At 67.7% G+C, this 21,253-nt stretch carries 21 protein-coding genes and 1 tRNA gene; 9 read left to right on the forward strand and 13 right to left on the reverse strand.

The window, feature by feature from the left end; genetic code table 11:
* Positions 1–115: 115 nt before the first annotated feature.
* Complete coding sequence (locus tag SNAS_RS27460; protein WP_013020752.1) at positions 116–757, reverse strand: response regulator; 642 nt, start codon at positions 755–757, stop codon at positions 116–118.
* Positions 758–812: 55 nt separating this feature from the next.
* The gene (locus tag SNAS_RS27465) at positions 813–1,991 is read right to left on the reverse strand and encodes a sensor histidine kinase (RefSeq protein ID WP_169313928.1); all 1,179 of its coding nucleotides are present in this window, start codon (positions 1,989–1,991) and stop codon (positions 813–815) included.
* A 114-nt stretch (positions 1,992–2,105) separates the two neighbouring features.
* Between SNAS_RS27465 and SNAS_RS37290 the strand changes: the two genes are divergently transcribed.
* Genes SNAS_RS37290 through SNAS_RS27475 form a run of 3 tightly spaced genes read left to right on the forward strand, consistent with a single transcriptional unit; the run spans position 2,106 to position 5,012 of the window.
* The gene (locus tag SNAS_RS37290; protein WP_013020754.1) at positions 2,106–2,228 is read left to right on the forward strand and encodes a hypothetical protein; all 123 of its coding nucleotides are present in this window, start codon (positions 2,106–2,108) and stop codon (positions 2,226–2,228) included.
* Positions 2,229–2,244: 16 nt separating this feature from the next.
* Entirely contained in the window at positions 2,245–3,021 is a 777-nt protein-coding gene (locus tag SNAS_RS27470; RefSeq protein WP_013020755.1) for an ABC transporter ATP-binding protein, read from the forward strand.
* The gene (locus SNAS_RS27475; protein WP_013020756.1) at positions 3,021–5,012 is read left to right on the forward strand and encodes an FtsX-like permease family protein; all 1,992 of its coding nucleotides are present in this window, start codon (positions 3,021–3,023) and stop codon (positions 5,010–5,012) included. The genes SNAS_RS27470 and SNAS_RS27475 overlap by 1 nt, the downstream gene beginning before the upstream one ends.
* 63 nt (positions 5,013–5,075) lie before the next feature.
* On the opposite strand, the gene SNAS_RS27480 is transcribed toward SNAS_RS27475, so the two are convergent.
* Together SNAS_RS27480 and SNAS_RS27485 are read right to left on the reverse strand one after the other, a co-directional pair.
* A complete protein-coding gene (locus tag SNAS_RS27480) occupies positions 5,076–5,864 on the reverse strand; it encodes an SDR family NAD(P)-dependent oxidoreductase (protein WP_013020757.1) in 789 nt (262 codons plus the stop codon).
* A 45-nt stretch (positions 5,865–5,909) separates the two neighbouring features.
* Positions 5,910–6,845, reverse strand: coding sequence for a TetR/AcrR family transcriptional regulator C-terminal domain-containing protein (locus SNAS_RS27485; RefSeq protein WP_013020758.1), 936 nt, complete (start codon positions 6,843–6,845; stop codon positions 5,910–5,912).
* Between the two features lie 193 nt (positions 6,846–7,038).
* Here SNAS_RS27485 and SNAS_RS27490 point away from each other — a divergent pair, with 193 nt between their 5' ends.
* Positions 7,039–8,154 carry an FAD-dependent monooxygenase gene (locus SNAS_RS27490; RefSeq protein WP_013020759.1) on the forward strand — a complete coding sequence of 372 codons (1,116 nt, stop codon included), beginning with the start codon at positions 7,039–7,041 and terminating at the stop codon, positions 8,152–8,154.
* A gap of 50 nt (positions 8,155–8,204) precedes the next feature.
* On the opposite strand, the gene SNAS_RS27495 is transcribed toward SNAS_RS27490, so the two are convergent.
* Together SNAS_RS27495 and SNAS_RS27500 are read right to left on the reverse strand one after the other, a co-directional pair.
* On the reverse strand, positions 8,205–8,888 hold the full coding sequence (locus tag SNAS_RS27495; RefSeq protein ID WP_013020760.1) for an alpha/beta fold hydrolase: 684 nt from the start codon (positions 8,886–8,888) through the stop codon (positions 8,205–8,207).
* Positions 8,889–8,897: 9 nt separating this feature from the next.
* A complete protein-coding gene (locus SNAS_RS27500) occupies positions 8,898–9,620 on the reverse strand; it encodes an SDR family NAD(P)-dependent oxidoreductase (protein WP_013020761.1) in 723 nt (240 codons plus the stop codon).
* A gap of 143 nt (positions 9,621–9,763) precedes the next feature.
* Here SNAS_RS27500 and SNAS_RS27505 point away from each other — a divergent pair, with 143 nt between their 5' ends.
* Positions 9,764–11,077, forward strand: a complete 1,314-nt coding sequence (locus SNAS_RS27505; RefSeq protein ID WP_013020762.1) for a M28 family peptidase — start codon at positions 9,764–9,766, stop codon at positions 11,075–11,077.
* A gap of 180 nt (positions 11,078–11,257) precedes the next feature.
* Positions 11,258–13,096: a glycoside hydrolase family 3 protein gene (locus tag SNAS_RS27510; RefSeq protein WP_013020763.1), complete on the forward strand. Its 1,839-nt coding sequence runs from the start codon at positions 11,258–11,260 to the stop codon at positions 13,094–13,096.
* A 42-nt stretch (positions 13,097–13,138) separates the two neighbouring features.
* Here the strand turns inward: SNAS_RS27510 and SNAS_RS27515 are convergent, their stop codons facing one another.
* Positions 13,139–13,813 (reverse strand): 2'-5' RNA ligase family protein, encoded by a 675-nt coding sequence (locus SNAS_RS27515; RefSeq protein ID WP_013020764.1) that lies wholly within the window; start codon positions 13,811–13,813, stop codon positions 13,139–13,141.
* Between the two features lie 133 nt (positions 13,814–13,946).
* On the opposite strand from SNAS_RS27515, the gene SNAS_RS27520 reads away from it, so the two are divergent.
* Positions 13,947–14,360 carry a hypothetical protein gene (locus SNAS_RS27520; RefSeq protein ID WP_144300661.1) on the forward strand — a complete coding sequence of 138 codons (414 nt, stop codon included), beginning with the start codon at positions 13,947–13,949 and terminating at the stop codon, positions 14,358–14,360.
* On the opposite strand, the gene SNAS_RS27525 is transcribed toward SNAS_RS27520, so the two are convergent.
* From SNAS_RS27525 to SNAS_RS27535, 3 genes are all read right to left on the reverse strand, one after another.
* Positions 14,327–14,902, reverse strand: coding sequence for a TetR/AcrR family transcriptional regulator (locus SNAS_RS27525; protein ID WP_052305167.1), 576 nt, complete (start codon positions 14,900–14,902; stop codon positions 14,327–14,329). The two genes, SNAS_RS27520 and SNAS_RS27525, sit on opposite strands and share 34 nt — an antisense overlap.
* Before the next feature lie 96 nt (positions 14,903–14,998).
* Complete coding sequence (locus tag SNAS_RS27530) at positions 14,999–15,976, reverse strand: ribonucleotide-diphosphate reductase subunit beta (RefSeq protein ID WP_052305330.1); 978 nt, start codon at positions 15,974–15,976, stop codon at positions 14,999–15,001.
* 35 nt (positions 15,977–16,011) lie between these two features.
* Positions 16,012–18,327 carry a ribonucleoside-diphosphate reductase subunit alpha gene (locus tag SNAS_RS27535; protein WP_013020768.1) on the reverse strand — a complete coding sequence of 772 codons (2,316 nt, stop codon included), beginning with the start codon at positions 18,325–18,327 and terminating at the stop codon, positions 16,012–16,014.
* Positions 18,328–18,560: 233 nt separating this feature from the next.
* Here SNAS_RS27535 and SNAS_RS27540 point away from each other — a divergent pair.
* A tRNA-Arg gene (locus tag SNAS_RS27540) sits at positions 18,561–18,635 on the forward strand.
* Between the two features lie 49 nt (positions 18,636–18,684).
* Here SNAS_RS27540 and SNAS_RS27545 read toward each other — a convergent pair.
* From SNAS_RS27545 to SNAS_RS27555, 3 genes are all read right to left on the reverse strand, one after another.
* On the reverse strand, positions 18,685–19,473 hold the full coding sequence (locus SNAS_RS27545) for a CPBP family intramembrane glutamic endopeptidase (RefSeq protein WP_013020769.1): 789 nt from the start codon (positions 19,471–19,473) through the stop codon (positions 18,685–18,687).
* Between the two features lie 73 nt (positions 19,474–19,546).
* Complete coding sequence (locus tag SNAS_RS27550; RefSeq protein WP_013020770.1) at positions 19,547–20,212, reverse strand: DNA alkylation repair protein; 666 nt, start codon at positions 20,210–20,212, stop codon at positions 19,547–19,549.
* A gap of 35 nt (positions 20,213–20,247) precedes the next feature.
* A complete protein-coding gene (locus SNAS_RS27555) occupies positions 20,248–20,469 on the reverse strand; it encodes a hypothetical protein (RefSeq protein WP_013020771.1) in 222 nt (73 codons plus the stop codon).
* 91 nt (positions 20,470–20,560) lie between these two features.
* On the opposite strand from SNAS_RS27555, the gene SNAS_RS27560 reads away from it, so the two are divergent.
* Positions 20,561–21,190 (forward strand): TetR/AcrR family transcriptional regulator, encoded by a 630-nt coding sequence (locus SNAS_RS27560; RefSeq protein ID WP_041625220.1) that lies wholly within the window; start codon positions 20,561–20,563, stop codon positions 21,188–21,190.
* The last annotated feature ends 63 nt before the right edge of the window (positions 21,191–21,253 follow it).

Raw genomic sequence — 21,253 nt, forward strand, 5'->3', positions numbered from 1 at the left:
AATTCGGGGCGAGATGATTTGTGTCCCTGGCAAGGAGGACGACGACCTAGTGCGCCAGCACTCGGGAGGAGGACAACGCCGCCAGGGTGCAAATCGGCCGTCCCGAAACCAGCCTTTAACCGACGATCTTGTTCTCCCAGGCCCACACCGCGATCTCGGTGCGGTTGCGGACGTTGATCTTGGCGCGCACCGATTCCAGGTGCGACTTGACCGTCGAGACCGCGACGAACAGTTCCTCGGCGATCTCGTTGTTGGTGCGTCCCCTGGCGACGCGTTCGACCACGTCCAGTTCCCGTTCCGACAGCGGTATCGCCGCCGGTGCGGCGGGCGGACGGGCCAGGTGCTTCAGCAGCCGGACGGTGATCGCCGGGGACACCAGCGACTCGCCGCCCGCCGCCGCGCGGATCGCCTCGATGAGCAGCGTGGGTCCGGCGTCCTTGAGCAGGAAGCCCAACGCTCCGGCCCGCAGCGCGCCGTAGACGTATTCGTCGAGGTCGAAGGTCGTCACGACGACGATCTTGAGCGGCTCGGCCACGCCCGGTCCGGCCAGCAGCCGGGTCGCCTGGAGTCCGTCCTGTTTGGGCATCCGAATGTCGAGCAGTGACACGTCCGGCCGGTGCCGCCGGGCCAGTTCCACCGCCTCGACGCCGTCGGCGGCCTCCGCGACGACCTCCATGTCGCTGTTGGCGTTGACGATCATCCGGAAACCGGTGCGCACCATTTCCTGATCGTCGGCGATGAGGACCTTGATCGTCACGGCTTCTCCTGTTCGACGGTTCGAGGCGATCCTGCCAGGCCGTTCCGGGTCAGTCTCAAGGGCTGCGCAGCGGCAGGGTCGCCACCACTTCCCAGCCGCCCTCGGGACGCGGTCCGGCGCGCAGCCGTCCGCCGATCGCGGTGGCGCGTTCGTGCAGCCCCTCCAGTCCGAAGCCGCCGCCGACGGCGGACAGCCGGCTGCCGGTGGCCGGGCCGCCGTCGTCGCGCACCGTGACCTCGACGCCGCTGTTGACCGCCGCGACCGCGACGGTGACGGCGCTGACCCCGGCGGCGTGCTTGCGGACGTTCGTCAGTCCCTCTTGGACGATACGGTGGACGGAGGCGGCGGTCTCCGGCGCCAGCGTCTCGGGGGTGAGTTCCGGTGACACGTACAGGGTGGCGATGGCGTCGCCGTGCCGGAACCGGTCGACGAGTTCGGCGGTCTGCCCCAGATCGCCCAGCGGCCGGGCCCCGGCACCGGAGTCGTCCTGTCGCATCACGTCGACGAGCCTGCGCATCGACGTCAGCGCCTCCAGCCCCGCCTTCTCGATGGCGCCGAAGGATTCCCGGGCCCGGGCCGGATCGTCCTGGGTGATGTACTGCGCGGCCTGGGCCTGCACCACGATGCCGGTGACGTGGTGGGCGACGAAGTCGTGCAGTTCGCGGGCCAGTTCCAGCCGCTCGCCGTGCCGCACCGTCGCGATCGCCCGCCGCCGCCGCGCGTCCACGCTGTACAGGTAGGCGCCCAGCGCCAGCGCCGCCGCGATCGACATGACGATCAGGAACTCGAAGGCGACGCCCTGTCTGACGCCCTGCGTCAACCGCAGCGGCATCAGCAACAGCGCCACGATCAGCAGCCCGGTGGCGAGTTTGCCGCGCGGGGCGTCGAAACGCCGCGACGTCCACGCCACCAGGATGATCAGCGCACCGGTCTCGGCGAAGCCCGGTTTGGCCTGGCCGCCATCGATCACGAAACACCCGGCGGTGACCAGTATGGACAACCCACCGGCGGGAAGCGCCCACTGTGGCAGGTGCCCCTCGGCGAACAGCACCACCGCCATGGCCACGAGCCCGGACACCAGGCACGCCATCCCGACGAAGAGCCGGTCCAGCGAGTATTCGGCGTCCTGGACGACGGCCAGCGATTCCACCAGCCACACCAGCCCGAGGAAACCCACCAGGCACATCCGGATCAGGAAACCGCCGAGGCGGTGTACACGGTCACTGGTCAACACCCGGGACACGCTACGCGCCCCAGCGAAGGTCCTCCGCCATTTGGCGGAGGGCCCGCGCCCACAACCCGTCCGCGAGCCGATGCCCGACGGCGCCCGAAACCGGATTGTGGAGTCATGACGACGATCAACACTTTCGGAGCCCTCATCGGTATCCCCGTCGGCGTGATCTTCCTGCTGGCGGGCGCGGTCCTGCTGCCGCTGTGGCAGATCACCGAAGACAACAAGCGAAACGACTAGTGGAGAGGACACTTTTGTGAACGAGACGGTATTGAGTGGGACCGGCCTGGCCAAGAGCTTCGGCTCGACGCTCGCGCTGGCGGGGGTCGACTTCGGCGTCCAGCGCGCCGAGGCGGTGGCCATCATGGGGCCCAGTGGTTCCGGCAAGTCGACGTTGCTGCACTGCCTGGCGGGCATCATGCGTCCCGACGCGGGCGAGGTGCGGCTGCTGGATCAGCGCATCGACACGATGTCGGAGGCGCAGCGCAGTCGCCTGCGCCGCACCCGGTTCGGGTTCTTGTTCCAGTTCGGGCAGCTGTTGCCGGAGCTGACGGCGGTCGAGAACGTGGCGCTGCCGTTGATGTTGGGCGGCACCGGCAAGTCCACCGCGCTGCGCGAGGCGCACCAGTGGTTCCCGAACCTGGGTCTCACCGGTCTGGACAAGCGCCGCCCCGGCGAGCTGTCGGGCGGGCAGGCCCAGCGGGTGGCCCTGGCCCGCGCCCTGGTCTCGGGTCCGGCGGTGGTGTTCGCGGACGAACCGACCGGCGCGCTGGACCAGGCGACCGGCACCGAGACGATGCGCACCCTGGTGGCCTCGACGAAGGGCCAGCGGGCCAGTCTGATCGTGGTCACCCACGACGCCTCGGTGGCCGCCCACTGTGACCGGACGATCGAGATCCGCGACGGCCTGGTCACCTCCGACACCTCGCGACCCGCCCCCGTGGAAGCCTTGGCGCCCAGCGGTTCCGGCCAGCCTGCCTCGACCACGTCCCCGATCCCCGGCTCCGTCCCGGGAAGGGCCGGTGCCTGGTAATGAACACATTCTCCATGGCCTGGCGGCTGTTGCGCGGCGGCGGCCGCCGCGGCATGCTCGGCTCGATCCTGACCCTGGCGGCGGTCGCGCTGGTCACCGCGCTGCTGTTGTTCTCGGTGGCGGGCAACCTCGCCTTCGCCGAACGCGCCGACCACACCTCCTGGCGACTGCCCGCCAAGGAGGGCCTCAACCCCGAGGTCGTCGGCGAGGTGCCCGACGATCCCACCGCGATCCAGGCGGTCACCGTCGACAACGCCGGTGGTGAGGAGTTCACCCACGTCGACCTGGCCGCCACCGGCGACGGCAAGCCCCCGATCCCGCCCGGCATGGACCACTTCCCCAAGCCCGGCGAGGTGTGGGCCTCACCCGCGATGGCCGCCCTCATCGACAAGCTTCCCGAAGAGCGGCTGGCCGACCGGTTCCCCGGCAAGGTCACCGGCGAACTCGGCGACGAGGCGCTCATCAACGACGCCGACCTGGTCGTCATCGTCGGCCACAAGCCCGGCGACGTCGCCATGACCGCGGATCGCTACGGCCAGAACGAATCCCCCACCGGAATCGTCAGCTTCGAGTCGAACCGGGTCAGCGACACCTACGTCGCCTACATGGGGCTGATGGCCGTCGCGACGGTGCTGATGGCCGTGCCGCTGCTGGTGTTCGGCGGCGCCGCCGCCCGGCTCACCGTCGCCCGCCGCGACCAGCGGCTGGCCAGTCTGCGGCTGATCGGCGCCACCCCGGGCCAGGTCGTGAAGCTGACCGTCGCCGAGGCAATGATCACCGCCGCCATCGGCGCGGTCGCCGGAGCCGCGATCTACTTCGCCGCGACCCCGGCGCTGGCGCGGATCCCCATCGACGGCGCGGGCTGGCGTGTCACCGAACTCATGCCGGGTCCACTGTGGGTCGCCGCCACGCTGTTGCTGGTCCCGCTGCTGGTCGGACTGTCGGCCGTCATCGGACTGCGCCGGGTCGTGGTCAGTCCACTGGGCGTGGCCCGTCGCCACACTCCCCCCGGGCTGCGGGCGATCCGACTGCTGGTCCTGGTGGTCCTCATGGTCGCGTTCCTGGCCATGGCCTTCGGGATGTTCGGCAACCTGGGCGGCATCGGCGCCATCCTGCTGCTGGTCCTGATGGGCGGCACCTTCCTGGCCATCAACCTGGTGGGCCCGTGGGTGGTCTCCATCATCGGCCGGATCACCGCCGCGATGGCGCGTCGCCCCTCCACGCTGCTGGCGGGACGCCGTCTGGTCGACGATCCACGCTCCGCGTGGCGCACCGTCGCCGGTGTCGCCCTGACCGGGTTCGTGGCCGGATTCATCGCGCTGCTCGCCCCGCAGAGCATCGGCGAGACCGACCACATCGGCATCGAGATCACCGTGTCCGACTCCCAGAGACAGGACGTCACCACGGTTCTGGACAAGCACCTTCCGGACGCCTCCGTCGACGAGGCCACCGACGAGAACGAGAAGGTGGAGTACCTGACCACGAAGGCGCCCAAGGGCGAGATCGCGGTCGTCGACGAACTGCGCACCGCGCTTTCGGCCAAGGTTCCCAACGCCGACGTCGTTGTCTCCTACGACGAGGACGCCGAGGGGATGCGCACCTTCGCCGACATCCGGACCGGCATCCTGGTGGTGCTGTCGGTGTCGCTGCTGATCGCCATGGTCAGCGCGGCGATCTCGGGCGCCTCGGCGGTTTTGGACCGACGGCAGACCTACGCGCTGCTGCACCTGTCCGGTACGCCGATGAAGACGCTCAACGCCGCGCGCCGCACCGAGACCCTGATCCCGCTGACCATCATGGGCGGTGGCTCCATCGCCACCGGCGTGCTGCTGGCGACCCCGTTCATCAGCGCCGTCAGCCTGAGCACCTCCGGAGCGGTGGCGCTGGGCGCGACGGTGGTACTGGGACTGGCGGGCGTCCTGGCGGCCAGCGCGTTGAGCCGTCCGCTGCTGCGGTCGGTCATGTTCAACGCGGCGCCCCGCCCCGATTGACCTTCTTCCCTCTGTATGAGTTGGGGGCCGTGCTCGGGCACGCACGGCCCCCAACGTCTGCGTCTAGACGGTCTTGATGGCGCCGCCCTCGATCAGGTGGTCGCTGCCGACGATGCTCTCGCCCAGCGGCGACACCAGGTACGTGATGAAGGCGCCGACCTCCTCGGCGGTGACGAAACGTCCGGTCGTCATGCCGCTCAGGGCCGGGAGGTTCTTCATCAGGTCGGAGTGCTCGACCCCGGCCGAGGCCGCGACGCCGCCGCCGTACTTGTCGGCGTCCCAGATCGAGGTGAGGGTCGGGCCTGGCGAGACGGTCCGCACGCTGATCCCCTGTGGTCCGTACTCTTCGGACAGCGACTTGCCGAAGGCGTTCAGCGCCGCCTTGGCGGTGGCGTAGGGAACCGGCGTCCCGGGGGTGCCGGGGATCTTGGCGCCCATGGAGGACACGTTGACGACCGAGCCGCCGGTCTCCAGCAGCGCGGGGATAGCGGCCCGGCAGATCCGCACGGCCGAGTAGAAGTTGAGGTCGAAGATGCGCTGCCAGAAGTCCTCGTCGTAGCTGAGCAGTCCGCCGACGGTCACGTCGTCGCCGCCACCGGCGTTGTTGACGACGATGTCGAGCCGCCCGCCCAGCGCCTCGATCGCCTGGGAGACCAGCCGGGCCGGTGCGTCCGCTTCGGACAGATCGGTGGTGATGACGGTGACGTCGGCGTCGCGCAGTTCGTCGGAGACGGTGCGCGAGGCGCCAACGACCGTGACTCCCTCAGCGGCCAGGGCGATCGCGGTCGCCAGTCCGATGCCCCGGCTCGCGCCGGTGACGAGGGCGGTCTTGCCTTGCAGACGTAGATCCATTGGGGGAAGGGCCTTTCGATGAGCGCCGACTTGACGGCGGCAACATTACGTGGCCGCGACCGGATTCGTCAGTTTCGCGGCGACACCGTCGAGCATGCTGGCCAGCCCGAACTCGAACAGCGCGTCGAGGTCGTGGTCGTACTCGAACTCAAGGTCGGCGATCACCTCGCGGAAAGCGGGGAAACGCCCGGAGGCCATCAGATCACCGAGCTGGGGTTCGGCGTCGGACATCCATTCCTCGCTGCCCATCCCGGTCTCCTCCTCGTTCTGCGCCTCCTGTTCCAGGCTCGCCGACAGGCCCTGGATCAGGCCGTACAGCGAGATGTGGACCCGCAGCTTGTCGAGCGGGCTGAGTTTCGCGTCGCGCAGCGCGTCCAGCACCCGGTCGGCGTAGCCGATCAGGCCGGGCACCGGCTGGGCCCGCCCCAGCGACACCACGTGCGGCAGCCACGGATGCCGCTGGAACAGCCGCCACAGCCGACGCGCGATGGCCTCCAGCCGGGCGCGCCAGTCCTCGCCGTCGTAGTCGCGATCGGCGACGTCGGCGAAGACGGTGTCGATCATGTGGAACACCAGGTCGTCCTTGCCGTTGACGTAGCGGTAGAGCGTCATGGTGGCCATCCCGGTCTGGGCGGCCACCGAGCGCATCGACAGCGCGGCGATTCCCTCGGCGTCGGCCATCGTGATGGCCGCGGCGACGATCTGCTGCCGGATCGGGGTGCCCTCGGCGGTGTCGAGAACCCGGCGCCGGGACGGCCGCGCGGGTGGACGGGCCACGACGGTGCCGACCCTGGGGGTGGCCTGGACGATTCCCTCGGTGCGCAGCGTGGTCAGGGCCTTGGTGGCGGTCGCGATCGCCACGCCCCATTCCTCGACGATCGCGCGGGTGGACGGCACCCGGTCCCCGACCGACAGTTCGCCGATCTCGATGCGGCGTTTGATCTCGGTCACAATTTTTTGGTACGGCGGCGACTTCGACATGGCTTCCCTTCGTCTGCACTAGTACACATCTTCACTCTAGCCCGACGATTTCCAGCGATCGCCCCGCATGTCCATACTTCTGCACTAGTACAGACACAGGCTTTGTGGGCATGTTTTCCCTAATTGACAAGGGTTTCAGCGCATGTATGGTGTACGAGTAACGAATACAGCGTACGAACTTCAGAGGATCGCCATGAACCATGTACTCGTCTCCGGAGCCAGCATCGCCGGACTCACCACCGCCCACTGGCTGCGCCGCCACGGTTTCACCGTGACGATCGTCGAGCGGGCCGCCACCCTGCGCCCCGGCGGCCAGGCCATCGACGTCCGCGGCGTCGGACTCGACGTGATCCGCGAGATGGGCCTGCTCGACGAGGTGCGCGCCAACGTCACCGGCCTGCGCGGGATGACGATCGTGGACGCCGACGGCAACGTGCTCACCGAGACCCACGAGGAGACCTTCTCCGGCGGCACCATCGACAACGAGGACGTCGAGCTGATGCGCGACGACCTCACCAACATTCTCCACAGTGCTGTGGACGAGGCTGTGGAATTCCTCTTCTCCAACTCCATCGCGGAACTGACCCCGACCGAGACCGGCGTCAGCGTCGTCTTCGACAGTGGACGCACCGGCGACTTCGACGCCGTCGTCGGCGCCGACGGCCTGCACTCGGTGACCCGCAAACTCGCCTTCGGACCGGAATCCGACTACGTCCGCTCCCTGGACGGCTATGTCGGGATCTGGACCATGCCGAACTTCCTGAACCTGGACCACTGGCAGATGCTGCAACACCTCGGCGACACCACCGCCGTCATCTACAGCGGACGCAAGACCGAGGAGATGCGGGCCATCATCGGATTCAAGTCCGAGAAGCTCGACTACGACTACCGCGACGCCGAGACCCACAAACAGCTGCTGGAGAAACACTTTGGCGGCCTGGGCTGGGAGATCCCGAACCTGTTGCGGCACATGCGTTCCGCCTCGGACTTCTACTTCGACGAGATGGCCCAGATCCACATGGACACCTGGGTGGACGGTCGCGTCGGCCTGGTCGGCGACGCCGGTTACTGCGCCTCCCCGTTGAGCGGCCAGGGAACCAGTCTGGCGCTGGTGGGCGGCTACGTGCTGGCCGGGGAACTGGCGGCCTCGCGCGACGACTTGGCCACAGGCTTCACCAACTACGTGGGGACCATGCGCCCCTACGTGCGGGTCAACCAGGAACTGGCGCACCTCAACCGCAACGGCACCGCCACCGAGCCGGACCGGCAACACGCCTACCGCGCCCTGACGCTGCGCGACTACCGATAGAACGCCCCCGCACCGGCCCGCCGCCCGTCCTGGGCGCGGGCCGGTGCTCGTCAGTGCCCGGCGGCGAAGTCGACGACCGTCCGGTTGAACAGTTCCGGTTCCTCGAGGTTCCACAGGTGACCGACGCCCGGGATCTCGTGCAGCGTCGCGCTCGGGATGCCGTTGGCGACCACGGTGGACGGTGCCAGGTTCTCGCGGTCCCGGGTGCCGCACACCACCAGCGTCGGCGCGTCGATGTCGGACAGCCGATCCCGGAGGTCCAACTCGGCGATCGCCGCCAGCGCGGCCAGCAGGTTCGCCTTGCCGCAGCGGGCGAAGTCCCGCTTGGCGGTCTCGCGGTACCGCTGGCGGTTGCCGGAGTACAGTTTCGCCATCATGTTGCGCAGCAACGGTTCGGGCGTCAGCCGCATGACCGTCCGCTGCACCGCCAGCGACGCGGGCGGGGCGGCGACCGGGGCCGACAGCAGCAGCGAACCCAGCCGTCCCGGTTCGGCCAGCGCGACCAGCATCGCGACCGTGGCGCCGCCGGAGATCCCCAGCACGTGGGCGCCGTCGGTGACGTGCTCGCGCACCGCCGACACCGCGGCGTCCAGGTCGAAGCCATCGGCGGCGCGGGCGCCGTGGCCGGGCAGATCCACCGCCGTCACCCGGAACCGCTGAGACAGCGCCTCCCGCTGCGGCGCCCAGGCCCGTGAGCTGGAGCCGAAGCCGTGGATCAAGATCAGTTCGCGCACACCCGAAGGCTAACGCCGTCCGGGCGGTCGCACGGCGTTTCGGCTGGCTAACCAGGCGATCGCCCGACGGTCGCGGAAGAAGCCGCCGGTGGGGCCGTCGTCGGGAAGCGTTGCCGCCCACACGATCCCATCGGCCCCGTCGGCGACCGGCCTGCCGCCCGAACCGCCCATGTCGGTGGCGACCCAGCCGGGGCACACCGCGTTGACCAGGACGCCGTCACCGCGCAGCTCGGCCGCCACGATCCGGGTCAGCGCGTTGAGCGCGGCCTTGGAGACCGAGTAGGCCGGGGTCCCGGCACCCATCTCGTTCAGCGACCCGGAACCGCTGGAGACGTTGACGATCCGGGAGTGCGCCCCGGCGCGCAACAGCGGCAGGAACTCCTCGATCAGCAGCCAGGGACCGTACAGATTGGTCTCGGCGGCCTCACGGACCACCGCCAGATCGGCGGTGATGCCGCGCTGCCAGGTGTCGTAGTGGATCGCGGCGTTGTTGACCAGCACGTCCAGCCGTCCATAGCGGTCGGTGACGGTGGCGACCGCCGCCGCGACACTGGCCGCGTCGGTGACGTCCAGGGCCAGCCAGTCGACGCCCAGCTCGGTCGCGGCCCGCTCGGCCTTGTCGTCGGAGCGGGCGGTCAGGACGACGGTGTGGCCGCGCTCGGCGAGCTGTCGGCACACCTCCCGGCCGATGCCGCGGTTGCCGCCGGTCACCAGTGAGACAGTCGAGATCATGCCCCCAGTCTGCCGGTATTCGGTGACTTGCTCGTCACCGCGAGCGTGTATTTATTTATTCACATGCCTCGCATTCTGGGCTACTGTGCGTTAGCCCCCGGAAAACCTCCGGTGCCCATCCCCGACACAATCGGAGCATTGTCATGCCCAGACACCGATCCCGATTCGCCATCGCCTTGGGGGCGATGGCCGCCGCCGCAATGGCGTTGTCCATCCTGTCCCCGACCCCGGCCTCGGCGGAGCCCGCCGACGAGGCCACCACGGCCGCCGCCCCCGACATCAACGTCGAAGACGTCAAGACGCATCTGTCGCAGTTCCAGTCCATCGCCAGCTCCAACGGCGGCACCCGGGTCGCCGGTTCCGCCGGTTACGACCGCTCGGTGGACTATGTGGCCACCGCGCTGTCCAACGCCGGCTTCCAGGTCACCCGGCAGACGTGCACCAGCTGCAACGGCTCCGACCAGAACGTGATCGCCGACTGGCCCGGCGGCAACACCAGCACCACCATCATGTTCGGCGCCCACCTGGACAGCGTTTCGGCCGGGCCCGGCATCAACGACAACGCCTCCGGTTCGGCGGCGCTGCTCGAGGTGGCGCTGACCCTGGCCGAGGTCAAGCCGACCGTGGCCAAGCACCTGCGGTTCGCGTGGTGGGCCGACGAGGAGTCGGGCCTGCGCGGCTCGAACTACTACGTCCGCACCAGTGGCGTCAGCGGCATCCAGGCGTACGTCAACCTCGACATGGTCGGCTCGACCAACGCCGGGTACTTCGTCGACAACATCAACGGCACATACAGCGCCCCGTTCAAGAACTACTTCAGTTCGGTGGGCCGCGCGGCCGACGAGATGGGCGAATGCTGTAGCGACGACGGCCCGTTCCGCAACGCGGGCGTGCCCACCAGCTTCCTGTCCACAGGGGCCTCGGCCCGCAAGACCACCACCCAGGCACAGAAGTGGGGCGGCACGGCCGGGCAGTCCTTCGATCCCTGTTACCACCAGCGTTGTGACAGCTATCCGTCCAATATCAACGTGACCGCCATCAACCACATGGCCGACGCCACCGCCTACGGACTGTGGGAACTGGCCGTCGACGACGACACCCAGCCACCCGAAGGCTGCGCCAACACCAATGACGCCGACGTGGCCATCACCGACCTGGCCACCGTCACCTCCAGCCTGGGCATCGCCGAGTGCGGGCGCCAGGGTGGCACCGCCAGCACCGTGGAAGTCCACATCGATCACACCTGGCGCGGTGATCTCGTCCTGAGACTGCTGGCACCCGACGGCACCAGCTATCTGTTGGAGGACTTCAACAACAACGACCAGACCGACAACGTCGACAAGACCTACACGGTGAACCTGTCCGGTGAGGCCGCCGACGGCTCCTGGCGATTGTCCGTACAGGACATAGCCAGGAACGACGTCGGGAAGATCGACACCTGGACGCTGACCGTCTAGACCCCTCCCTCAGCGACGGTGGGTGCCTCGCGCACCCACCGTCCGCTTTCGCCCGGTAGTCACCCATTGACGGGATTCCCCGACTCTGCCAAGGTGGGTTACAGAGTTGTAAGTAACCCCGGCAAGGGAGTCACCGTGCGGACTTCTCGTAACTTCTCTCGTCCCATCGTCGGCGCCGTCATGGCCGCGATCCTCTCACTGACACTGCTTCCCGGCAGCGCGTCGGCCGACGCGCCCAGCCCCCGAGATCCCTCGGCCCCCATCGACAAGCGAGTCGCCGCCCTGGTGGCGGACCTGACGCTGGAGGAGAAGGCCGGGCAGATGACCCAGGCCGAGAAGGGCTCCATCACCGACCCGGCCGACATCACCACCTACGGACTGGGCTCCATCTTGTCCGGTGGCGGTGGCGCCCCCGACCCCAACACCCCCGAAGCCTGGGCCGACATGATCGACGGCTACCAGGCCCGGGCCCTGGAGACCCGCCAGAAGATCCCGATGATCTACGGCGCCGACGCCGTCCACGGCCACAACAACGTGTCCGGGGCGACGATCATGCCGCACAACCTCGGCTTGGGCGCCAGCCGCTCCCCGGAACTGGCCAAACGCGCCGCCGAGGTCACCGCGATCGAGACCCGCGCCACCGGTGTGCCGTGGACCTTCGCGCCCTGCCTGTGCGTGGCCCGCGACGACCGCTGGGGCCGCACCTACGAGTCCTTCGGCGAGGACCCCGAACTCGTGTCCTCCATGGTGGACGTCGTCGACGGCCTCCAGGGCACCGACCTGACGTCCAACACCACCGTCCTGGCCACCGCCAAGCACTTCGTCGGCGACGGCGGCACCACCTACGGCTCCTCCACGACCGAGGACTACAAGATCGACCAGGGCATCACGGAGCTGACTCGAGAGCAGCTGCGGGACCTGCACATCGCACCGTTCGAGACCGCCGTCGACCGAAACGTCGGCTCGGTCATGCCGTCGTACTCCAGCGTCGACCACCCCGACGACGACACCGGCCCGGTCAAGATGCACGCCAACGACGAGCTCATCAACGGAGTTCTCAAGCAGGAACTGGGTTTCCAAGGCTTCGTGATCTCGGACTGGAAGGCCATCGACCAGATCCCCGGCGACTACGCCAGCGACGTGCGCACCTCGATCAACGCCGGGGTGGACATGGTGATGGTCCCCTACGACTACAAGACCTTCATCTCCACGTTGATCAGCGAGGTCAACGCGGGCCGGATCCCGATGGAGCGCATCGACGACGCGGTCACGAGAATCCTGACGGCCAAGGAAAAACTGGGCCTGTTCGACAAGCCCTACGCCGACCGCACCCACATCGGCACCATCGGTTCGGCCGAACACCGAGCGGTCGCCCGGGAAGCGGCGGCGGCCTCGCAGGTGCTGCTGAAGAACGACGGCGACGCGCTCCCACTCGCCTCGCAGGGCAAGCTGTACGTCGCCGGTTCGAACGCCGACGACCTGGGCAACCAGATGGGCGGCTGGTCGATCAGCTGGCAGGGCTCGTCGGGCGACACCACCGAGGGAACCACCATCCTGGAGGGAATCCGCGAGGTGGCACCCGACCTCGAAGTCACCCACAGCAAGGACGCCTCGGCGCCCACCGACGGCCACGACACCGGACTCGTCGTGGTCGGCGAAACCCCCTACGCCGAGGGCAAGGGCGACGTGGGCGTCGGCGGCCACGACATGAAACTGTCGGCGGCCGACTCCGCCGCCGTATCCAAGGTGTGCGGCGAGATCGAAACCTGCGTCGTGGTCACGGTCTCCGGCCGTCCACTAGAGATCACCTCCCAGCTCGACCAGATGGACGCGCTGGTGGCGGCCTGGCTACCGGGCAGCGAGGGCGCCGGAGTCGCCGACACGCTGTTCGGCGACGTCGGCTACTCGGGCAAACTGCCGGTGAGCTGGCCGCGCAGCGTGGACGACGAACCCATCAACGTGGGCGACCCCGACTACGACCCGCTCTTCCCCTACGGAGCCGGACTAACAACCGACTAACCAGCGGCTCGCGGCTCGCGGCTCGCGGCTCGCGGCGGCAGGCTACCCGTCCAGCTTCGCGGTATGAAGCGTCTCGGTCACCAGCCTCCCGCCGCGCAGCCGCCACCGCAGAATGTCCACCTCGCGATACACCGCCGTACCCACGAACCGGTCCCGATTGGCCTCGCCCCACGCGAGCAACGCCGCCACATCCGTTACCGGAGCGGCGAACTGCACCAGCGAGCAGTACCACAGGTCGCGCACCATGCCAGCCTCGTGGTGAACCACGGCCCGCGCGTCCAAAGCCTCCACATAGCGCCGCCGCAACGCCGGAAGCGTCTCAGCTCCACAGTGCCCATAGACCACCACACCCCCGGGATGCGGCCCGAACCCCCGCAACTCCAGCTCCACCGGCGGAAAGCCCGACACCGCCTCGTCCAACGCGGCGACATAGTCCACGAACCGCTCGTCCCCGTCGAACGACCGGGTGCTGTGCGGCTCCAACGCCCGCAACGTCGTGTGCACCGCCCCCGCCCCCAGCAGCCAGTGCCCGGGCCCCGCGATCGCGGCGATGTCCTCGCCCCACCGCTCCAGTTCTCGCGCCAGCTCGCCGGTGGGTCGCAGCACCGCGCTGATCCCGTACCGGGATCCGCCGTCGTAGGGCGGCGTGTCGATGTGCAGCTCCCCCGCCAGCAGGGCCGCCCGCGAACGGTCGTAGTGCTCCTGATTTCGAGACATCGAGCGAGCCTAGCCAAGGCCGTCCACTGTTCGGTCGCCCCGAGACTTGCCCCCGCATCAAGGGGGGCGTATAAACATTACTATGAGTTCCGTTAATCTTCGTTCCGTATCCGGTGGACCGCGCCGCACCATCGTGGTGATCGGCTGGCTGATCGCTGCTATCTCGGTGTTTCACCTGGTGATGCTGACGTTTTTTGGCGCACGGGTCATTCCGGGTTGGGTCGATGGTGCGCTGCGGGGTGCCGAGGCCGAGGACTTCGCGAGCATGACGGTGTCCGAGGGCTATTTCTGGAGCTCGCTCGGTGGCTTCGCGTTCCCGCTGTTCGCGCTTGGGCTGCTCATCGTCTGGCTGGCTCGGGCCGGGGTGGCGCCGCCGGTTTTCGTCTACCTGGTGCTGTTGGCCTGGTCCGTGCCGGGCACGTTGGTGTTCTTCCCCGGCGGTTACCTGGCGCTCATTCCGATGACGGTCATACTGCTGGTCGCCGACGCCAAGAGCCGCAAGCTGACCACCGCTCAGGTCAGCGCTCGCACCGCCGCGTCCAGGTAGTCGTCCAGTTGCGAGCGTGGTACCCGCTCGCCCAGGATGACGTGGCGTACGAACAGTGGGCCCAGCAGCAGCGAGTGCGCGAACTCCGGTTCGGGTAGGCGTTTCAGCTCGCCCCGGTCGACGGCTCGGCGGCACAGTTCGGCCACCACGTCGCGCTGTGCTCGCACGAAGGTGTCGCGGAATCGGGCGGTCAGCTCGGGATCGGCGAGCACGTCGGACAGCAGACTGGACATGACCGAACCCGCGACCGGGTCCGACAGGTCGCCGTGGATGCGGTGGAGCAGTGAGCGCAGGTCGGCCCGGAGGGAACCGGCGTCGTCCGGGGCGGTTTCGGAGAGGTCGTGGACGATGACGCTGAAGATCAGCTCGGCCTTGGAGCGGTGGCGGCGATAGATCGCCGGTTTGCCGACCCCGGCCCGAGACGCGATGAGGTCCACTGTGATGTTCTGATAACCGGTCTCGGTCAACAGTTCCCGCACGGCTTCCGCCAGTGCCTCGTCGACCCGTTCTTCCCTGGGGCGCCCCAGCCTTCCGCTCGCCACCCCCCAACAATACGCTACCGAAAGTTCCATATGTACACGGATCCCCGGCGCCGCACCGGTTACAGCGCGACGCCGGGGATCCGATTCGCTGTGTGGTCAGAAGTCCTCGTCGAGATCGACGGTGCCGCCCACGGCCACCTGGTAGGCGGTCGGACGACGCTCGAAGAAGTTCGTCAGCTCCTGCACATCCTGTAGGGCCATGAAGCCGAACGGGTTCTTCGAGCCGTACCGCACCGGCATGCCCAACCGGGTCAGCCGTTGGTCGGCGACGTACTCCAGATAGGACTTCATGTCGTTGACGGTCATGCCCGGCATGCCCTCGCCGCACAGGTCCCGCGCGAACTGGAGTTCGGCGGCTACCGCCTCCTCGATCATCCGGGTGACCGCCTCGGTCAGCTCGTCGTCGAACAGCTCCGGTTCCTCGTTTCGCACCACGTCCACGACGCTGAACGCGAAGTTCATGTGGCACGACTCGTCCCGGAACACCCAGTTGGTGCCGGTGGCCAGGCCGTCAAGCAGTCCTCGCGAGCGCAGCCAGTACACGTAGGCGAAGGCACCGTAGAAGAACAGCCCCTCGATGCACGCGGCGAAGCAGATCAGGTTGAGCAGGAAGGCCCGCCGGTCCTCAGGTGTGCGCAGTTCGTCGAGCTGGTCGATCGTGTCGATCCACTTGAAACAGAACTCCGCCTTCTCCTTGATGGACGGAATGTGCTCCACCGCGGCGAACGCCTTGACCCGGTCCTCCGGGTCGGGCAGGTAGGTGTCCAGAAGCGTCAGATAGAACTGGACGTGGACGGCCTCCTCGTACAGCTGCCGAGACAGGTACAGCCGGGCCTCGGGTGCGTTGACGTGCTTGTACAGGTTCAGCACCAGGTTGTTGGCCACGATGGTGTCCCCGGTGGCGAAGAATGCCACCAGCCGGTTGATCAGGTGCCGCTCGGAGTCGGTGAACGTCGCCAGGTCCGGCAGGTCGGAGGCCAGGTCGACCTCCTCGACGGTCCAGGTGTTGCGGATCGCGGCCCGGAACTGTTCGTAGAAGTCCGGGTATCGCATGGGCCGCAAGGTCAGGTCCATGCCCGGGTCGAGCAGTCGCGGTTGGGTCGAGTCGTTCACTGGCAGGCCTCACAGGTCTCGGGGTTTTCCAGGGAGCAGGCGATCGCCTCGGCTTCGGCGTCGACCTCGGGAGCCGACGCCACCGTCGTCTGGTTGATGCGGGTCGCCGGACGCGACCGCAGGTAGTACGTCGTCTTCAGTCCGCTGCGCCAGGCGTAGGCGTACATGGACGACAGCTTCCCGATCGTGGGCGCGGCCATGAACAGGTTCAGCGACTGCGACTGGTCGATGAACGGGGTCCGGCCCGCCGCCAGGTCGATGAGCGCGCGCTGCGGCAACTCCCAGGCGGTGCGGTACAACTGCCGCAGTTCCTGCGGAATCGCGGCGATGTCGGCGATCGAGCCCTCGGCGCGCACCACGGCCTCCCGCAGCTTCTCGTTCCACAGTCCACGCTGCTTGAGATCCGCGATCAGGTACTTGTTCACCTGGATGAACTCGCCCGACAGCGTCTCGCGCTTGAACACGTTGGACACCACCGGTTCGGTGCACTCCGAGCAACCCGCGATCGCCGCGATCGTCGCCGTCGGTGCGATGGCGATCATGAGCGAGTTGCGCAAACCGTTGGCGGCCACCAGTTCCCGCACCCGCTGCCAGGCGTCCGGGTCGGTGACGGCGGCGTCGGCGAAGTGGTCGACGTGCAGCACGCCGCGCGCCGCGCGGGTGTCGTCATAGGACGGGTGGGCGCCCAGCCGGGCGGCCAGGTCCGCCGAGGTCTCGTAGGCGGCCAGCGCGATCGTCTCGGAGATCCGGTTGGACAACTCCCGCGCCTCGGCCGAGTCGAAGGGCATCCGCAGCTTGAAGAACACGTCGGCCATACCCATGAGCCCCAGGCCGATCGGCCGCCACCGCCGGTTGGCCTTCTCGGCCTCGGCGGTCGGGTAGTAGGTCAGGTCGATGGAGCGGTCCAGGAACGTCACGGCGGTGCGCACCGAACGCGCCAGCCGCTCGAAGTCGAAGCCACCGTCCACACAGTGCGCGGCCAGGTTGACCGAACCCAGGTTGCACACCGCGGTCTCGGCGTCGCTGGTGACCTCGAGGATCTCGGTGCACAGGTTCGACAGGTGCACGACGTTTCCGGGAACCGCGGTCTGGTTGCAGGTCCGGTTGGAGATGTCGGCGAAGGTCATCCAGCCGTTGCCGGTCTGCGCCAGCGTGCGCATCATGCGTCCATACAGGTCACGAGCCGAGACGACCCGCGCGGCCTTGCCGGCGGCCTCCGCGTCCCGGTACGCCTTCTCGAACTCCTCGCCCCACAGGTCCACCAGCTCGGGCACGTCCTTGGGGTCGAACAGCGACCAGTCCCCATCGGACTCGACCCGCCGCATGAACTCGTCCGGGATCCAGTTGGCCAGATTCAGGTTGTGGGTGCGCCGGTCCTCCGAACCGGTGTTGTCCCGCAGTTCCAGGAACTCCTCGATGTCGGCGTGCCAGGTCGCCAGGTACACGCAGGCCGCGCCCTTGCGCCGCCCGCCCTGGTTCACGGCGGCCACACTGGAGTCCAGCGTCCGCAGCCACGGCACGATCCCGTTGGAGTGCCCGTTGGTGCCCCGGATCAGCGAACCCCGGCTGCGAATCCGCGACCACGCCATCCCGATGCCACCGGCGTACTTGCTCAGCCGCGCGGCCTGACTGTAACGGTCATAAATGGACTCCAGCTCGTCCCGGGGCGAGTCGAGCAGGAAACACGAGGACAACTGCGACCGCCGCGTCCCGGCGTTGAACAGGGTCGGCGAACTGGGCAGGTACGACAGGGTGCTCAGCAGGCCGTACAGCTCGGTCACGTCCGAAACCGTCTCCGACAGTCCACAGGCCACCCGCATGAAGAAGTGCTGCGGGGTCTCCAGCACCAACCGGGTCTCGGGGTGCCGCAACAGGTACCGGTCGTAGACGGTCCGGATCCCGAAGTACTCGAACCGGTCGTCGGCGCCGTCGTCCACCAGGGCGTCCAGCTTCGGCGCGTTCGACGAGACGAACTCCCACAACCCGTCGGAGATCAGCCCGGCCCGGTACCCGGCCGACATCGCCTCACTGAAACACCCCACATCGGACAATCGCACCTCGTCGCCGATATGTTCGCTCAACAATCGCGCCGCCAAACGGCTGTACCCGGGTTCAGTGGCCACAAGCGACGCGGCCACCTCGACCGCCCGCAACCGCAACTCGGCTTCGGTGGCGCCGGGCCAGTTCCCCGCCACCACCGGACCGCTGACGGTCTCGGCTTCGACATCGGCCAAACCGCTCGCCAACCGGCGAACGACCTGAACGACGTGATCAATGGCGGCGGTACGTGGTGCGATGGTAGAAGTACTCACGGTATCCCCTCTGTCGAGCGCCCTGATGGCACGAGCGAGCATACATGTTGTGGTTGGTCTTGTCAGAGACCCCTAGGTATTGAGATTTTGGCGTGTTTCGACCAAAACCCGCACTCCCACCGACCATCGAACACGTGAACGATACACACCCGAATTCCCCGCTCCCGGCGACACCCGAATACCCGCAGGCGCATCCCCCGACCCTGCTGGTAATCTCGCCTAGGTTCTATTCAGCCCCCTTAGCTCAGGGGATAGAGCACCGGCCTCCGGAGCCGGGTGCGCAGGTTCGAATCCTGCAGGGGGCGCCAACCAACCCGTCACCTTCGTGACGGGTTGTTGCTTGTGGACATACGGCGACTAGGCGTATCCGAGGATGATCGCCGTGAGTACCGCCAGTTGGAGCACCGAGTTGGCGGCGCAGTGGACCCATATCGAAATCCGCAGGTCCTTTTTGCGCCATGTCGCCCACACCGTGGGCAGGAAGTATCCGATCCGGGAGACCAGTTGCCACGGTGTCCAGAAGTGGTAGAGCGAGAACAGCGTCGCGTTCAGTACCGGCGCCCACCGGCCGAGGTGCGATATGCGGGGCAGCAGAAACCCGCGGAAGTACAGCTCTTCGACGATCGGGAGGAGAACTCCGGTCAGGACGACGCACACCGCCAACGTGACGATCACGGTCTGGCGCGGGTATCCGGTGACGAATCCACCGCCGCCTCCGGTGTTCTCGAAGGGGATCCAGAAGAACAGCGTCTCGTGGACGGCCGTGTCGATCGGGGCCAGCAGGAAGGACGCGACGAACACTCCCACGAACAGGGCCAGGACGAGGCCGATGAGCCTGCCTCGTTTGGTCGGCCGATCTCGGTAGAGCACGACTTCGCGTAGGGAGAACCGGCCGGTCCGGCGGCGGCCGAGAAACACCAGCAGCCCGAGTTGGACCGGTGCCAGGCCCAGGCACATGGCGATCACCCATCCCAGGTAGGGAGGCAATCCCAGCATGTCGACGACGGGTGAGGCGATGCCCAGGTAGGCGGCCACGATCGGTACGCCGGGGAGCAGGTGGAGCGCGATGGTCAGCGGTAGCGAATGACGGGAGCTCAGTAGTCGGTTGACCACGCCAGCACTGCGAGGGGTTTCGGTTCTCGACATGTAGGCAACCCTAGTTGACTAATTTGGTTTAGGCAACTTTGGTTGCTAACTTGTCTTTCTTCGTATCGTGGGGCTACTGGCTTCGGCGCACCATCTCGGTGATCCAGATCGGAGCGAACGGGGAGGTGCAGCCCGGCGACGTCGGGTAGTCCTTGAGGACTTCGAGCCGCTCGCCGATGTCGATGGCGCGGGCGCGGTGTTCGGCGTGTTCGATCCCGATCTGGGCCAGACAGGTGTTCATCGCCCATTGCAGACGGTCGGGGGCGTCCTTCATCTTCGCTTCGATGAGGTCGAGCAGGGTGTCGAGGTCGAGGCCCTCGGGGTTCCTCGCCACCCGGTCGGCCGTCAGGGCCCAGCCCGCGCTGGCCACGACGGGGTCGGGGTCGGTGAACCAGGCCGCGCGGAGTTCCTCGGTGTGCGGGTTCTTCTTCACGACGTAGTTGATGAGCCAGTCGTGCACCTTGGGGGTGCGCGCCTGGCGCAGCATCGCGTCGAGTTCGTCCCGTTCGAAGGCCTTGGGGCGGCAGATGAGCAGGGCCAGGAGTTTGGCGGCGGTGTCGTCGGTCGCCCACAGTTGGCGGGCGAGTTCCTGCTGGGTCTTGAGCCGTTTCGCCAGCGCGCGCAGTCTGCTGAGGTTCACGCCGTGGTCGTCGCCGTGTTTCTCGTTGACCGCGCGGGCCTTGGGATCTTCCAGCGCGGCCAGTTCGGCCGTCACCTCGGCCACCGTCGTCTCCGCCACCTCGGCCTCCCGTCGATCAGCTGCGGGTTTTCAGCCTACGACGGTCCGGCGGTGCGTTTCGCGTCGCGCTTGATCCTGGCGGCGCCGCCGAAGGAGGCGACCGCGCCGATGAGGAGTCCGCCGGAGATGACCTTGGTGAAGATGCTGGCCGGGACGTCGAGGAGGGCGAACATCGCGATCGCCACGACGAAGGCGGCCAGGAATCCCAGGCCGACGCCGATGTAGGTCTTGCGTTGCTGCTGCTGTTCTTCGGTCACGGTGGGGGCCTTTCGGTGTTGGAGTTTCCGTTGGGTAATCCCTATCCGGTGGCCGCCGGGACCGGTCCCGGTCGAGTGCTAATTTTTGGCCATGAGGTCAGAAAGTGGGCAGGATGGTCAGAAGATGCGGTCGTTCATCGAGCAGGCGCGCCGGGCGCAGATCATCGGGGCGGCGATCGAGACCATCGCCGAGCACGGCTACGCCAACGCTTCGCTGGCCCGGATCGCCAAGCACGCCGACATCTCCAAGGGCGTCATCTCGTATCACTTCGCGGGCAAGGAGGAGCTGATCGAGCAGGTGGTCACCCAGGTCTTCTCGGCGATCGTCGAGGAGGTCGCGCCCCGGGTCACCGCGGCGCCGGGGCCCCGGGAAGCCCTGCGGGAGCACATCATCGCGGTGGGCGAGTACGTTCTCGCGCATCGGACGCAGCTGATGGCGTTGTCCGAGATCATCAACGGGGCCCGCTCGACCGAGGGCAAACCGCTGTACGGCATCAGCAGCAGCGAGGACCTGTACGAGTCGCTGGAGCTGTACTTCGCCAGCGGTCAGGACAGCGGTGTCTTCCGCCACTTCGATCGCCGGGTCATGGCGGTGACGCTCCAGTCCGCCATCGACGGGGCGTTCGGGTACTGGGTCGTCCATCCCGAGCATGACCTGGCGGCGCACATGACCGAGCTGGCCGATCACATCGATCGGGCCGTGCTCGCCGATCCGGCCTAGCGTCCCGGTTCTTCCGTTCGAGACTTGCGTTCTGTCCGCGCGTGTGAGAAATTGGCCGAGTGG

Source organism: Stackebrandtia nassauensis DSM 44728, assembly GCF_000024545.1.
In the GTDB taxonomy this organism is placed as follows: domain Bacteria; phylum Actinomycetota; class Actinomycetes; order Mycobacteriales; family Micromonosporaceae; genus Stackebrandtia; species Stackebrandtia nassauensis.